Consider the following 14,648-nt stretch of genomic DNA (forward strand, 5'->3'; position numbering starts at 1 on the left):
CCGCCATGCCCCGCGAACGCACGCTGAGCGAGGTCGCACGCCTCGGTTTCGCCGCACTCGGCGAGACCGGGGCTCGGCTCGCCGAGGCGGAGGAGCTCGCGGGCCGCTCGCTCGAGTCGGTGGTGCCGGCCTTCGCGACGGTGGCCGATCCCGACGCGGCGCTCGGCGCGCTGCTCGATCTGCTGCGCAGTCACCGCGACCGGATGGACGCGGTGCTCGCGGACGACGCCGCGATCACGCGGCTACTGCTCGTCCTGGGGGCGTCCTCCGGTCTCGCGGACTTCCTGCAGCGCCGGCCGGACGAGCTCATCGGCTTCCTCGACCCCGTCCGGGTCCTTCCGGGTCGCGGTGAGCTCAAGCAGGAGCTGCTCGACTCGGTCGGCGCCGTCGACGGTGTCGCGGCGCTGCACGAGGAGGACGGCTGGACGGCCCTGCGGGTCCGCTACCGCCGACTGCTCACTCGCGTCGTCGTGCACGATCTCGGCCAGGCGGATCCCGTCGCGGCGATCGACAGGGTCGCCCGGACCCTCGCCGATCTGGCGGGGGCGGCCCTGGAGGCGTCGCTCGCCGTGGCGCGCGCCGACCTGATCGCGGGCTCCGGACCCGGTCGCTTCTCTCGCGAGGAGGTCGTGGCGACCCGCTTCGCCGTCATCGGGATGGGCAAGGCCGGCGCCTCCGAGCTCAACTACGTCAGCGACGTCGACGTCATCTTCGTAGCCGAGGGCGACCCCGAGCGCGGCCTCTCGAACGCCCGCGCGATCGACATCGCGACTCGGCTCGCCGTCCTGTTGATGCGCGGCACCTCCGCGCTCGCGCTCGAGCCGGAGCTCTGGGAGGTCGACCCCAACCTGCGGCCGGAGGGGAAGCAGGGCGCGCTCGTGCGGACCCTGGAGTCGCACATCACCTACTACGACCGCTGGGCGAAGAGCTGGGAGTTCCAGGCCCTGCTGAAGGCCCGCCCGCTCGCGGGCGACCTCGAGCTCGGCCGCGCCTACGTCGCCGCCGTTGCGCCGAAGGTCTGGTCGAGCGCGTCGCGGGAGAACTTCGTCGAGTCGGTGCAGCGGATGCGCGAGCGCGTCACCGAGAACATCCCGCAGAACGACGTCCACTACCAGATCAAGCTCGGCCCGGGCGGGCTGCGCGACATCGAGTTCACGGTCCAGCTGCTCCAGCTCGTGCACGGCCAGACCGACGACGAGATCCACATGCCGGGCACCCTGCTGGCCCTCGGTGCTCTCGCCGACCGCGGCTACATCGGCCGCGCGGCGGCGGAGGAGTTCGCGCAGGACTACCGCGCACTGCGCCTGCTCGAGCACCGGCTCCAGCTGCGCAGGCTCCGGCGCACCCACCTGATGCCGCGGGACGAGCACGAGCTGCGCACCCTGGCACGGGCGAGCGGACTCGCCCGCAGCGCCGAGGAGCTCCTCGTCGTCTGGAACTCCATCAAGCACCGGGTGCGCGGGCTGCACGAGCGGCTGTTCTACCGCCCGTTGCTCTCCGCGGTGGCGGCGCTGCCCGACGGCGGGATCGAGCTGTCGACCGGTCAGGCGGAGGCGCGACTGGCGGCGATCGGCTTCGCGGACGCCCGCGGCGCCCTCGGCCACATCGCCGCGATGACCTCGGGCGTCTCTCGGCGCGCGAGCATCCAGCGCCACCTCGTCCCCGTCATGCTGCAGTGGTTCGCCGACGGGGCGGACCCCGACTACGGGCTCCTCGCCTTCCGGCGCCTCAGCGACACCCTCGGCGGCACGCCCTGGTTCCTCCGGATGCTGCGCGACTCCTCCGGGGCCGCGAAGCGCCTGACGACGGTCCTGTCCGGCTCGCGCTTCGTCGGCGAACTGCTCGACCGCATTCCGGAGTCGGCGGCCTGGCTCGAGGACGACGACGCGCTGCGGCCGCGCAGCGCCGAGGGGCTGGCCGAGGAGGTGCGCGCCGTGCTGGCGCGGCACGAGACTCCGGAGGCCGTCGCCACGGCGCTGCGGGGGATGCGCCGCCGGGAGGTGCTCCGCACCGCGATGGGCGGCGTCCTCGGCCTCAGCACCATCGAGGAGATCGCGACGAGCCTCTCCGACATCATCTCCGCGCTCCTGGGCGGCGTGCTCGCGGCCGTCCGCCGCTCGAGCACCGGTCGCCGCGGATCCGCCGCTGAGTTCGCCGTGATCGGCATGGGGCGCTACGGGGGAGCGGAGCTGGGCTTCGGCTCGGACGCCGACGTGATGTACGTGCAGCGACCGGGCGAGGCGGATCCGCACGAGGCGCAGCTCTACGCGCAGTTCCTGGTCGCCGAGCTCGTGCGCCTCACCGAGGACTCGCGCCTCCCGCTCGACCTCGACGCCGATCTGCGCCCCGAGGGCAAGAACGGCCCGCTGGTGCGCTCCCTCGACTCCTACCGCGCCTACTACGCCCGCTGGTCGCTGACGTGGGAGGCTCAGGCACTGCTGCGCGCTCGAGGGGTGGCCGGCGATGCGGCGCTGATCGCCGCCTTCGAGGAGCTGGCCGACGGCGTCCGCTACCCGGCCGCGATCTCGGACCGCGACATCCGCGAGGTGAAGCGGATCAAGGCCCGCGTCGAGAGCGAGCGGCTGCCGCAGGGCGCCGACCCGAAGCGCCACCTCAAGCTCGGCCGCGGCTCGCTCAGCGACGTCGAGTGGCTGGTGCAGCTGCTGCAGCTCCAGCACGCGCGCACGATCCCCGCGCTGCGGACCACCTCGACGCTGACCGCGCTGAGCGTGGCGGAGGAGGCGGACCTGATCTCGCCGCCCGACGCCGAGCGCCTGCGCGCGGCCTGGCTCCTCGCGTCGCGGGTGCGCTCGGCGATGACCCTGTTCACCGACCGCACGGCCGACGTGCTGCCGGCCGACCGCCGCCAGCTGGACGGCGTGGCACGCCTCCTGGAGTACCCCGCCGATTCGGCGACGCAGCTCGAGGACGACTACCTCGGCGTCACCCGCCGGGCCCGCGCCGTCTTCGAGCGCCGCTTCTACGGCCCTGTCGAGGTCGACGCGCCGACCTACCGCTGACGCCCGCGGGTCCGTCCGGGAACGCGGAAGGGCCGCTCCTCCGGGGAGGAACGGCCCTTCGTGCAGTGCGCGAGCCCTGCGGTGCGTCGGATCAGACGCCGTAGTACAGCTCGAACTCGAAGGGGTGCGGGCGCTGCGCGAGGGGCTTGATCTCCTTCTCGCGCTTGTAGTCGATCCAGGTCTCGATGAGCTCCTGGGTGAACACGCCGCCCTGGAGCAGGAAGTCGTGGTCGGCCTCGAGGGCGGCCAGGGCCTCCTCGAGCGAGGCGGGGACCTGCGGGATGAGCTTGGCCTCCTCCGGGGGCAGCTCGTACAGGTCCTTGTCGACCGGCTCGTGCGGCTCGATGCGGTTCTTGATGCCGTCGAGGCCCGCCATCAGCTGCGCGGCGAACGCGAGGTACGGGTTGCCCGAGGCGTCCGGCGCGCGGAACTCGATGCGCTTGGCCTTCGGGTTCGTGCCCGTGATCGGGATGCGGATCGACGCGGAGCGGTTGCCGGCCGAGTAGACCAGGTTGACCGGCGCCTCGAAGCCCGGGATCAGGCGGTGGTACGAGTTGACCGTCGGGTTCGTGAACGCGAGGACAGCGGGGGCGTGCTTGAGCAGGCCGCCGATGTACCAGCGTGCGACGTCCGAGAGTCCGCCGTAGCCGTTCTCGTCGTAGAACAGGGGCTTGCCGTCGTTCCAGAGCGACTGGTGGGTGTGCATGCCCGAGCCGTTGTCGCCGAAGAGGGGCTTCGGCATGAACGTGGCGGTCTTGCCCCACTGCTCGGCCGTGTTCTTGACGATGTACTTGAACTTCAGGATGTCGTCCGCGGAGTGGACCATCGTGTCGAATCGGTAGTTGATCTCCGCCTGGCCGCCGGTGCCCACCTCGTGGTGCGAGCGCTCGAGGATGAGGCCGGCGTCGATCAGCTTGAGGCAGATGTCGTCGCGGAGGTCGGCCTGCTTGTCGACCGGGCTGACCGGGAAGTAGCCGCCCTTGTAGGGGGTCTTGTTGCCGAGGTTGCCGCCCTCTTCGACGCGGCCCGAGTTCCAGGCGCCCTCGACGGAGTCGACGGAGTGGAACGCGGAGTTCTGGGTGACCTCGTAGCGCACGTCGTCGAAGATGTAGAACTCGGCCTCGGGGGCGAAGAACGCGGTGTCGGCGATGCCGGTCGACGCGAGGTACTTCTCGGCCTTCTTGGCGACCTGGCGCGGGTCCTTCGAGTAGATCTCGCCGTTGCGCGGGTTGTAGATGTCGAAGACGATGATCAGCGTGCGCTCGACGCGGAACGGGTCCACGTAGGCGGTGGTCACGTCAGGGATCAGCTGCATGTCCGATTCGTGGATGTTCGCGAATCCGCGGATCGAGGACCCGTCGAAGAGCTGGCCGACGGAGAAGAACTCCTCGTCGACCGTCGAGGCGGGGATGTTGAAGTGCTGCTGGACACCGGGGAGATCGGTGAACCGGATGTCGAGGAACTTGACGTCCGTGTCCTTGATGAACTTGAGCACCTCGGAAGAATCTTTAAACATGCAAAGGTCTCCAATGGCGTAACGGGTGGCTGCAGACGCAGCCGTTCCACAGTAGTCACCGGCGGTTACCCCGCCGTGTCCCTCGTGTTTCGGGCGTGTTACACGGGGTCCCGCCGAGCGTGTCGCGGCCGGCCTCCGCTCCCGGCGGGCGCGCGGCCTGCGCGGGTAGCATCGGAGGATGCCAGCACCCGAGCGCAGGACCTTCGCCGACGTCGCCCCGAGCACGCGACCGGGGGAGCGGCTCGGGCTCCCCGAGACCGGCCGGATGTCGATCGCCCGGCCCGGTCGCCGCTTCGCCGCCCTCGCCGTCGACTTCGCGATCGTCGCGCTGCTGTCCTTCGTCTTCTTCGGCTACGACCGCTGGGCGAGCATCGTCCTCTTCGTGGTGCTGCAGGCGGTGTTCATCCCGACCATCGGCGGGAGCATCGGCCACCGGCTGCTCGGTCTGCGCGTCGTCCGCCTCGGCGGCGGCTGGGTCGGCGTCTGGCGTCCGCTGGTGCGCTCGGTGCTCCTCGCCGTGCTCGTCCCGGCCCTCGTCTGGGACTCGGACCAGCGCGGCTTCCACGACAAGGTCGCCGGCACGGTGCTCGTCCGCTACTGATCGGGCAGTCGTCCGGGAACGACGAACGGGCCGGCGGGAGTGATCCCGACCGGCCCGTTCGTGTGCTCGTCCCGTGCGTCAGCGGGAGCGCTGCGGCCGCACCTTGAAGGGGTCGACGCCCTTGGGGATCGGCAGCGAGGTGTTCAGCGAGGCGAGGCGGTTCTTGACGGCCAGCACCTCCGCCTTGGTCAGCACCTTCTTCGTCTTCGCGAGGGCGCGCGGCACCTTGTGCAGCGGGACGGCGCCCTCGTCGGGGCCGACGTTCACGAAGGTGACGGGGACGTTGGGGAGGATGCGGGTCACCTTGCGGCGCTCATCCTCGAGCATGCGCTTGGTGCGGCCGGTCGGGCCCTCCGCGATCAGCACGACACCGCCGCGGCCGACGGCGCGGTAGACCGCGTCCTGCGTCTTGCCGTTGACGGCGACCGGCATCTCGCCGCCGGTCCAGGTGCCGCGGAGTCCGCTGCGCAGGACGGCGCCCACGGCGCCCGGCTGCCCGGCGATCTGCCCGTAGGCGGCGCGCTCGGCGCGGCGGGAGAGGACCGCGAGGCCGGCGACGAGTCCGGCCATCACGCCGACGACGATCCAGAGCGCGATGACGAAGCCGTTGCCGTCGCCGAGGAGGACGCCGAGGAGGATCCCGATCAGGATCGGGACCAGCAGCGCCAGCAGGATGATCCAGACCGCGCTGCTGTCGTAGCGGCGGGTCATCTGGAACACCTGCCACATCTGCTTGAGACGTCCTGGTTCCTTGACCGCCTTCGTCGACGGTTCCGTGCTGCGTGCCATTCCTCCAGGATACCGAGCGGACCCGGTGGGGGAGACCGATCCGAGCGGATCCGCCGGACCTCCCCTCCTCCCCAGCGACGGCACACCGGATCCGTCCACCGACCGGGCCTCCGCCGCCCCGGCGAGCCGGCTCGCGCGGCACCCTCGGAGCATGGCAGCGAGCGGTGAGAGCGAACGGAGCGGCGGACAGCCGCTCGAGTGGGTCGCCGGTCACGCCGTGGTGGGCTCCGGAGCGCTCGGGCCGGTCGTCCGCGACGGCGACGGCCGGCTCCTGAACGCTCTCCTGCTCTCGCAGGAGCGGGCGGAGGGCGCGCTGGGGTCGGGGATCGAGCGGCTCGCGCCGCACGAGCATCGGCAGCGCCTCGTCGACGTCGGGGTGCACGCCGATGGAGCCGTCCTCCTCACCACCCCGGCCGTCGTCTCGACCCTCGAGCAGGTGCTCGAGTCCGGTGCGGTGCTGCCGCCGGGGGTCGTCGTCACCCTCCTCGCGCCGGTCGTCGGCGCCCTGCGTGACGCGGCGGCGTCGGGAGTCCACCCGCTCCCCGGTGCCGAGGCGATCGGAGTGACGGAGGAGGGACGTCCGGTGCTGCTGCTCACCGAGGCGCCGACGGGATCGACCGAGGCCGACGTCGTGGCCGCGGTGATCGGGCTCCTCGGACGCTGCCGTCGGAGCTGCCCTGCCTGGCGGGGGAGCCCGCGGGACGACGACGACCTCGCGGCGCTGGAGGCGCTCCTCTACCGCTCCGCGGCGCCGTTGCCCCTCCGCGTGGTTCACCGGCCCGGGACGGCGGCCGACCGGGAGCGGTCGAGCGGGGTCGTCGAGAGCCCGCCTGCGCGACACCGCCGCACGCATCCGCTGGACGGCTGGCGCGATCGGGTGCGCGCGCTGGTGGTCCGCCGCCGCGGCCCCCTCGTGACCGCGGCCGTCGTCCTCGTCGGCGCGCTGGTGATGACGGGCCTCGGCCCCGACCGGAGCACGGGAGCGGAGACGGCCGCGTCGACGCGGACGCCGGCGCCGGTGCCGTCGACGTGGACGCCGGCACCGAGTCCTGGCGCTCCGACGGGGCCGGTACCGGCGACGGCGACCGCGACCGCGCCAGCGACCGCGGGAGCGACACCGACACCTCCGGTGAGAGCCGTGGCGACGCCGACACGGGCACCGGCTCCGGCGACGCCGAGCGCCGAGCCGACGGTCCGGCCGCCGCGCGCTGAGCTCGGGGCGGAGGAGGCGGCGACGGCCCTTCTCGCGGCGGCCCGCCACTGCGGCGGCTCGGAGAGCGCCTGCGCGGAGGCGCTGACCACCCCCGACTCGCCGATCCGCGTCGACGGGGGCTCCGCCTTCGCGACGCTCCGCGCACCGGCCTCCGCCGTCATCGCTGTGCGTGTGGACGTGAACGGCGCCTCCGCCGTGGTCGCCGTCGGTCCGGATCCGGGAACGACGACGGCCTCCGTCCTGATGATCAGGACGGAGGCCGCATGGCTTCTCCGCGACGTCTTCACCGACGGGGGCCGCTAGTGCGGCGCGTCAGCGTGGCGGCGTCAGATGCCGAGGTCGTTCTCGAACGAGCCCTCCTCGAGGCGCTCCTTGATGGCCACCAGGAAGCGGGCCGCGTCGGCGCCGTCGACCGTGCGGTGGTCGTAGGAGAGGGCGAGGAACACGGTCGAGCGGATCGCGATCGCGTCGCTGCCGTCGACCTGCACGACGGCCGGCTTCTTCGTGACGATGCCGGTGCCGAGGATCGCGGTCTGCGGCAGGAACACGACGGGCGTGTCGAACAGCGCACCGCGCGAGCCGGTGTTCGTCAGGGTGAAGGTGCCGCCGGCCAGCTCGTCGGGCTTGAGCTTGTTGTTTCGGGTGCGCTCCGCGAGGTCGCCGATGGTGCTGGCGATCTGCGCGAGCGTGAGCTCCGACGCGTTCTTCAGGACCGGGGTGAGCAGTCCGCGCTCGGTGTCGACCGCGATGCTGATGTTCTCGTGGTCCGGGTAGACGATCGAGTCGCCGTCGAGCGTCGAGTTGATCACCGGGTAGGCCTTGAGGGCCTCGGCGGCCGCGAGGGCGAAGAACGGCAGGAAGGACAGCTTGGCGCCGGTCTTCTCGTTGAAGGTCTTCTTGACCGAGTCGCGGAAGCGCGCGACGGCGGTGACGTCGACCTCGACGACCGAGGTGAGCTGGGCGGTCGACTGCATCGACTCGACGGCACGCTGCGCGAGCACCTTGCGCAGGCGGGTCATCGGCTGCGTCGTGCCGCGCAGGGGCGAGGTCTCGAGCGGCGTGCGAGCGGCCTTCGCGGCGGCGGCGGCCGGAGCCGAGACCGGGGCGGGAGCCGACTTGGCGGCCTCGACGGCGTCGAGCACGTCCTGCTTGCGGATGCGCCCGCCGACACCGGTGCCGGTGAGGGTGGAGAGGTCGATGCCGTTCTCGCCGGCGAGCTTGCGCACCAGAGGGGTGACGTAGCCGGGGTTCGAGTCGGTGGGCTCGGGGGTCGCGGCCGGCGCGGGGGCGGAGGCGGCGGGGGCCGGAGCGGCGGCGGCGGGAGCCGGGACCGACGGAGCGGGGGCGGACGCCTCCGGAGCGGCGGGCTTCTCGGCCGCGGGGGCCGGCTCGGGCTCGGCGGGGGCCGGAGCCTCCTCCTCGGTCTCCGCGTCGACGGACGGGGTGGCCTCGTCGGTCGGCTCGGTCTCGGCGGCCTCGGCCTCGGGCGACTCCTCGGCGGCCGGCTCCTCGGCGGGGGCCTCGGGCGCGGACGCGGCTCCGGAGCCGTCGCCGATGCGCACCAGCTCGGCGCCGACCTCGACGGTCTCGTCCTCCTGGACGAGGATCTCCTCGATGACACCGGCGACGGGCGAAGGGATCTCGGTGTCGACCTTGTCGGTCGAGACCTCGAGCAGCGGCTCGTCGACCTCGACGCGGTCGCCGACGTTCTTCAGCCAGCGGGTGACCGTTCCTTCCGTGACACTCTCTCCGAGTGCCGGGAGGCTGACGGATTCGCTCATGAGCCTGTCTCCTTAAGACGCTTGTGTACGTGGTTTCAGTTTAGTGAGGCGGGAACGGCCGGTCGCCGTCCCGCGATGGTCCTAGAGGGCGTGCAGCGGCTTCCCCGCCAGCGCGAGGTGCGCCTCGCCGAGCGCCTCGTTCTGGGTCGGGTGCGCGTGCACGAAGGGGGCGACGTCCTCGGGGTGCGCCTCCCAGTTCACGATGAGCTGCGCCTCGCCGATCAGCTCGCCGACGCGGGCGCCGATCATGTGCACGCCGACGACGGGCCCGTCGACGACGCGCACGACCTTGACGGAGCCCGCGGTGCCGATGATCGTGCTCTTCGCGTTGCCGCCGAGACCGTAGTCGTAGCTCGCGACGCGCTCGGCACCGTACTCGGCGACGGCGCGCGCCTCGGTCAGGCCGACGGACGCCACCTCGGGGTCGCTGTAGGTGACCTTCGGGATGTTGAGGTCGGCCACCGTCTGCGGCTTCAGGCCGGCGAGCTCCTCGGCGACGAAGATCCCCTGCTGGAAGCTGCGGTGCGCGAGCTGCAGGCCGGGCACGATGTCGCCGACGGCGTAGACGCCGGGAACCGAGGTCTGCAGGCGCTCGTCGGTGATCACGTAGCCGCGGTCGAGCGTGACGCCGATCTCCTCGAGGCCGAGCCCCGCGGTGACCGGGCCGCGGCCGACCGCGACGAGGAGGAGGTCGCCCTCGACGCTCGCCCCGCTCTCGAGCGAGACCGAGACGCCGTCGTCGGTCTGGACGACGCCGGTGACGCGCGAGCCGAGGGTGAAGGAGATCCCGCGCTTGCGGAAGGCGCGCTCGAACTGCTTGCTGACGCTCTCGTCCTCGTTCGGCACGAGGTGGGGGAGCGCCTCGACGATCGACACCTCGGCACCGAAGGAGCGCCAGACGCTGGCGAACTCCACGCCGATGACACCGCCGCCGAGCACGACGACCCGCTCGGGGACGTGGTCGAGCTCGAGGGCCTGGTCGCTGGTGATCACTCGGCCGCCGATCTCGATGCCCGGGAGGGTGCGCGAGGCGGAGCCGGTCGCGACGACGATCGAGCCGCCGTGCAGCACGTGCTCGCCGACCGTGACGGTCCTCGGCCCGGTCAGCCGGCCCTCGCCGGAGACGACGGTGATGCCGCGGGCGGAGACGAGGCTCTGCAGGCCCTTGTACTTGCCGGCGACGACGCCCTCGCGGTAGCGCGTGACGCCGGGGACGTCGATGCCCTGGAAGCCGGCGAGGACGCCGTACTTCTGCGCGTCCCGGGCGCCGTCGGCGAGCTCGGCGGCGTGCAGGAGGGCTTTGGTCGGGACGCAGCCGCGGTGCAGGCAGGTGCCGCCGAGCTTGTCGCGCTCGACGATCGCCACGCTCATCCCGAGCTGGGTCGCGCGCAGAGCCGCCGCGTACCCGCCGCTGCCACCTCCGAGCACGACCAGGTCGTAGCGCTCTTCCGACACCCAGTGACTCCCTTGCGACGTGCGGTTCCCCTCGCCTCCGCGGATCTCCGCGCCTGTGCGCGGGCCGGTCGGAGGGGGGGACGAGGCGGGAGATCCCGCCCCGTCGACCCTACTACGCGCTCGCCAGGCCCTCGGCCAGGGCGAGGAGGGCGCGGACCGAGACCCCGGTGGGGCCGGTGCCGGTGAAGCCGTACCCGCCGCCGCCGTTGTTCGCCGGGCCGGCGATGTCGAGGTGCACCCAGGGGATGCGCGCCGCGTCCGGGCCCTCGCCACGGGTGCCGACGAACTCCTGGAGGAAGTGCGCGGCGATCAGCATGCCGCCGGCGGTGTTGCCCGGCTTGATGTTGGCGATGTCGGCGATCTCGGAGTTGAGCAGCGGGCGCAGCTCCGCGGGGAGCGGCATGTGCCAGAAGAGCTCGCCCGTGCTGCGCGCCGACTCCAGCACGGAGGCGACCAGCTCGTCGTCGCCGAACACGCCGGTGTAGCGGTTGCCGAGCGCGACGACGGCGGCGCCGGTCAGCGTCGCGACGTCGACGATCGCGTCGGGCTGCTCCTCGCTCGCGGCGACGAGGCCGTCGGCGAGCACGAGGCGGCCCTCGGCGTCCGTGTTGAGGACCTCGACGGTCTTCCCGCCGCGGATCGTGAGCACGTCGTTCGGGCGGATGGCCGTGCCGGAGGGCATGTTCTCGGCGATGCAGAGCCAGGCGGTGACCCGCACCGGCAGGCGGAGCTCGGCGACCGCGCGCACGACCGCGTAGACCGTCGCCGCGCCGGTCATGTCGTCCTTCATGCCGATCATCGAGGCCGGCGGCTTGAGGGAGAGTCCGCCGCTGTCGAAGGTGATGCCCTTGCCGACCAGCGCGAGGTGCTTGGGCGCCGTCCGCTCGGCCGTCCCCCCGGGGGAGGAGGCGCCGTCGGGCGTGTAGGCGATCTTGACGAGGCGCGGCGGGCGGGACGAGCCGCTGCCGACACCGAGGATGCCGCCGAAGCCGTCGCGCTCGAGCGCCGACTCGTCCCAGACCGTGACCTCGAGGGGGAGCCCTTCGACGCCCTCCTGCACGGCCTCGGCCAGGGTCTGCGGGTAGAGGTGCGACGGCGGGGCGTTGACCAGGTCCTTCACGGCGGACACGGCGCGACCGACGACCTGCGCGCGCTCGAGGACGGCCGCGTCGGCGGACTCGTCGGAGGTCACGAGGAGCACGCGCTCGACGGGAGCCTTCGCGGCGTCGAGGGTGCTGTGCCGGAAGGCGGTGTAGCTGTAGGAGCCGAGCGCGGCTCCCTCGGCGACGGCCGCGAGCGCGTCGTCGTCTCCGGTGGGCAGGGCGAGGGCGACCGAGGCGGTGCCGGCGAGGCTGCGGACCGCGAGTCCGGCGGCGGTGCGCAGCACGGTGGCGCTCGGCTCCGCGGAGCCCAGGCCGACGAGGACGACCACGCCGGCGCGGACGGAGGAGGGGACCCGCGTCAGCGACTCGACGGAGCCGGTCACCCCGAGCGCGGGGAGCGCGGCGACGAGGTCGTCGAAGCCGTCGACGCCGACGAGACGGGGGCCGTCCGGTCCGGGCGCGACGCCGAGGACGAGAGCGCCGGTGTCGAGATCGGAGGCGGGGACGGTCGTGTACTCGAGAGAGGAGAGGGGCATGAGCGCAATGCTAGGCGCGGCCGGGACGGCGCTCGGCCGCCCCGTCGCGGCTGTTCGCTCAGGGCTCAGCGCCGCCGGGGAGCCGCCCCGGCGGGCCGTCTAGGCTGGATCGCATGCCGGATCCTGCAGACCTCTTCGCGATCGAGGGCGACCTCGCCGACGTCCCGCGGGGCCTCCACCTCGTGGCCGGCCTCACCGGGTTCGCCGATGCCGGAGGTGCGGTCGGCCAGCTCGCCGAGCACCTGCACGGGACGCTCGAGCACCGGACCGTCGTCGAGTTCGACCCCGACCAGCTGCTCGACTACCGCGCACGCCGGCCGATCATCACCTTCGATCAGGACCACCTCACCGACTACACCCCGGCGAGCCTCCGCCTCTCGCTCGCGCACGACGAGCTGCACCAGCCGTTCCTCCTGCTCACCGGGTTCGAGCCGGACTACCAGTGGGAGCGCTTCACCCGGGCGGTGCTCGAGCTCATCGATCGGCTCGAGGTCGCGAGCACCACCTGGGTGCACGCGATCCCGATGCCCGTCCCGCACACCCGGCCGGTCGGCGTGACGGTCAGCGGCAACCGCGAGGACCTGATCGAGGCCATGTCGGTCTGGAAGCCGGTCACCCAGGTGCCCGCGAACGTCCTGCACCTGCTCGAGCTCCGCCTCTACGACCGGGCTCTCCCGGCCGTCGGCTTCGCCCTGCTGATCCCGCACTACCTCTCCGACACCGCCTACCCCCAGGCGGCCGTCGCCGCGCTCGAGAGCATCTCGGCGTCGACCGGGCTGATCTTCCCGACCGACAGCCTCCGCGAGAGCGGCCGCGAGTTCCTCTCGAAGGTCGACGAGCAGGTCGGCTCGAACGAGGAGCTGCAGAAGCTCGTCGCGGCGCTCGAGTCCCGGCACGACACCTACATGGAGGGGACGAGCCTGCGCTCGCCGCTCACCGACGAGGACGGCTTCGTCCCGACCGCCGACGCGCTCGCGGCCGAGCTGGAGAAGTTCCTGGCGATCAAGCGGCCCGGCGAGGAGCCCACGGCCCAGTAGCAGGCGAGCCGCGCTTGGTAGTCTCTGCCGAGTGCGATCTCGTCGAGCCTGGTTCGTCTTCGGTGCCGGTGCCTTCGCGTACCTGGTCGCCGTCCTCGACCGCACGACGCTCGGAGTGGCGGGCGTCGACGCGGCGGAGCGGTTCGGCATCTCCGCCGCGATGCTCTCCTCGCTCGCCGTCGTCCAGCTGATCGTCTACGCCGGGATGCAGATCCCGGTCGGCATCCTCATCGACCGCTTCGGCCCGAAGACGCTGATCCTCAGCGGGACCGCGCTGATGATGGTCGGCCAGATCGTCCTGGCCTTCGCGCCGTCCCTCGGCGTCGCGATCGTCGGACGGATCCTGGTGGGTGCGGGCGACGCCGCGATCTTCACCTCGGTGATCCGACTGACCGTGACCTGGTTCAGCGGACCGATCGTCCCCCAGCTCTCGCAATGGATCGGCAACATCGGCCAGGTCGGCCAGATCCTCTCCGCCCTGCCGTTCGCCGCGATCCTGCACGCGGCGGGCTGGACTCCCGCCTTCCTCTCCGTCGCCGGGATCGGCGCCGTCGCCTTCCTCGGCGTGCTCCTGCTGATCACCGACGTCCCGCCGCGGACCGAGCCGATTGTCCTGGTGCCGCCGACGCTCCGCGCCACGATCGCCCAGCTGGGTGTCAGCCTGCGCCGCCCGGGCACGCAGCTCGGCTTCTGGTCGCACTTCGTGACGCAGTCCTCCGGCACCGTGTTCACGCTGCTCTGGGGGTACCCCTTCCTCGTCTACGCGATCGGACTGGAGCCGGGCGTCGCCGCTCCGACGCTGACGATCGTCGTGGTCGCCGGCATCGTCGTCGGCCCGATCCTCGGCGTCCTCACCGCCCGGCACCCGATGCGGCGGAGCAACCTCGTGCTCGGCATCGTCTCGGCGATGGCGGTGGCCTGGACGGTCGTGCTGCTCTGGCCGGGGGTCCCGCCGTACTGGCTGATCGTCCTGCTGCTGATCGTGATCGGCGCGGGCGGGCCGGGATCGATGATCGGCTTCGACTTCGCCCGCACCTTCAACCCGTCCCGGAGCCTCGGCGCCGCGAACGGCGTGGTGAACGTCGGCGGCTTCCTCGCGAGCTTCACGATGATGTTCCTGATGGGGCTGCTGCTCGACTCGCTGGCAGGGCCGGGCGCGGACTCCGCCCGGCTCTACTCGATGGACCACTTCCGGCTCGCCTGGTGCATCCAGTACGTCGTCGTCGGCCTCGGAGTGATCGGACTGGTCACCGCTCGCCGCAGGACGCGGCGGCGGCTCGCCGAGGACGAGGGAATAACGGTGGCCCCTCTGTGGGTTGCATTGAACGACCGTCTCCGTCGTGGCCGCGCAGGACGCTGACCGTCGGACCCGCCCTTCCCCGTCCTTCCGCGAGGCCCCGCATGGTCTCGCGTCGGACTCCTCCCGGAGTGCCGAAGCCCTGAGCGCACGGCCGCACTACTCAGGCGTGCAATAATTGTCAATAGGACCCGTTCGGGTCGAGGAGCACGGCGCCCACGTCGGGCGTGCGATCCCCTCGACTTGACATGGGTCCTCGTAATGCCCACCGACGGACGACGCCTCCCGGCCTCGCCCGCA

The 14,648-nt window shown here is 72.3% G+C and carries 10 protein-coding genes; 5 read left to right on the forward strand and 5 right to left on the reverse strand.

From position 1 onward, the window contains the following. Positions 1-5 precede the first annotated feature (5 nt). Positions 6-3,020 (forward strand): bifunctional [glutamine synthetase] adenylyltransferase/[glutamine synthetase]-adenylyl-L-tyrosine phosphorylase, encoded by a 3,015-nt coding sequence (locus MT355_RS08570; RefSeq protein ID WP_243599181.1) that lies wholly within the window; start codon positions 6-8, stop codon positions 3,018-3,020. A 91-nt stretch (positions 3,021-3,111) separates the two neighbouring features. Here the strand turns inward: MT355_RS08570 and glnA are convergent, their stop codons facing one another. Then, positions 3,112-4,536, reverse strand: coding sequence for a type I glutamate--ammonia ligase (gene glnA, locus MT355_RS08575; RefSeq protein ID WP_123445839.1), 1,425 nt, complete (start codon positions 4,534-4,536; stop codon positions 3,112-3,114). 178 nt (positions 4,537-4,714) lie between these two features. On the opposite strand from glnA, the gene MT355_RS08580 reads away from it, so the two are divergent. After that, the gene (locus tag MT355_RS08580) at positions 4,715-5,137 is read left to right on the forward strand and encodes an RDD family protein (protein WP_123703545.1); all 423 of its coding nucleotides are present in this window, start codon (positions 4,715-4,717) and stop codon (positions 5,135-5,137) included. A 78-nt stretch (positions 5,138-5,215) separates the two neighbouring features. On the opposite strand, the gene MT355_RS08585 is transcribed toward MT355_RS08580, so the two are convergent. After that, positions 5,216-5,926, reverse strand: a complete 711-nt coding sequence (locus MT355_RS08585; RefSeq protein WP_123445841.1) for a DUF4191 domain-containing protein — start codon at positions 5,924-5,926, stop codon at positions 5,216-5,218. 151 nt (positions 5,927-6,077) lie between these two features. Here MT355_RS08585 and MT355_RS08590 point away from each other — a divergent pair, with 151 nt between their 5' ends. Next, positions 6,078-7,442 carry a hypothetical protein gene (locus MT355_RS08590; protein ID WP_243599182.1) on the forward strand — a complete coding sequence of 455 codons (1,365 nt, stop codon included), beginning with the start codon at positions 6,078-6,080 and terminating at the stop codon, positions 7,440-7,442. Between the two features lie 23 nt (positions 7,443-7,465). On the opposite strand, the gene sucB is transcribed toward MT355_RS08590, so the two are convergent. The 3 genes from sucB to MT355_RS08605 form a co-directional block, all read right to left on the reverse strand. Next, positions 7,466-8,920, reverse strand: a complete 1,455-nt coding sequence (sucB, locus tag MT355_RS08595) for a 2-oxoglutarate dehydrogenase, E2 component, dihydrolipoamide succinyltransferase (protein ID WP_243599183.1) — start codon at positions 8,918-8,920, stop codon at positions 7,466-7,468. Positions 8,921-9,001: 81 nt separating this feature from the next. Then, on the reverse strand, positions 9,002-10,375 hold the full coding sequence (gene lpdA / locus MT355_RS08600; RefSeq protein ID WP_243599184.1) for a dihydrolipoyl dehydrogenase: 1,374 nt from the start codon (positions 10,373-10,375) through the stop codon (positions 9,002-9,004). Between the two features lie 112 nt (positions 10,376-10,487). After that, on the reverse strand, positions 10,488-12,014 hold the full coding sequence (locus tag MT355_RS08605; RefSeq protein WP_243599185.1) for a leucyl aminopeptidase: 1,527 nt from the start codon (positions 12,012-12,014) through the stop codon (positions 10,488-10,490). Positions 12,015-12,127: 113 nt separating this feature from the next. On the opposite strand from MT355_RS08605, the gene MT355_RS08610 reads away from it, so the two are divergent. Both MT355_RS08610 and MT355_RS08615 read left to right on the forward strand, forming a co-directional pair. Further along, the gene (locus MT355_RS08610; protein ID WP_123736935.1) at positions 12,128-13,051 is read left to right on the forward strand and encodes a proteasome assembly chaperone family protein; all 924 of its coding nucleotides are present in this window, start codon (positions 12,128-12,130) and stop codon (positions 13,049-13,051) included. Positions 13,052-13,082: 31 nt separating this feature from the next. Next, on the forward strand, positions 13,083-14,411 hold the full coding sequence (locus tag MT355_RS08615; RefSeq protein ID WP_123736936.1) for a nitrate/nitrite transporter: 1,329 nt from the start codon (positions 13,083-13,085) through the stop codon (positions 14,409-14,411). Positions 14,412-14,648 lie beyond the last annotated feature (237 nt).

This window comes from Rathayibacter sp. VKM Ac-2929 (assembly GCF_022815495.1).
GTDB lineage: Bacteria > Actinomycetota > Actinomycetes > Actinomycetales > Microbacteriaceae > Rathayibacter > Rathayibacter festucae.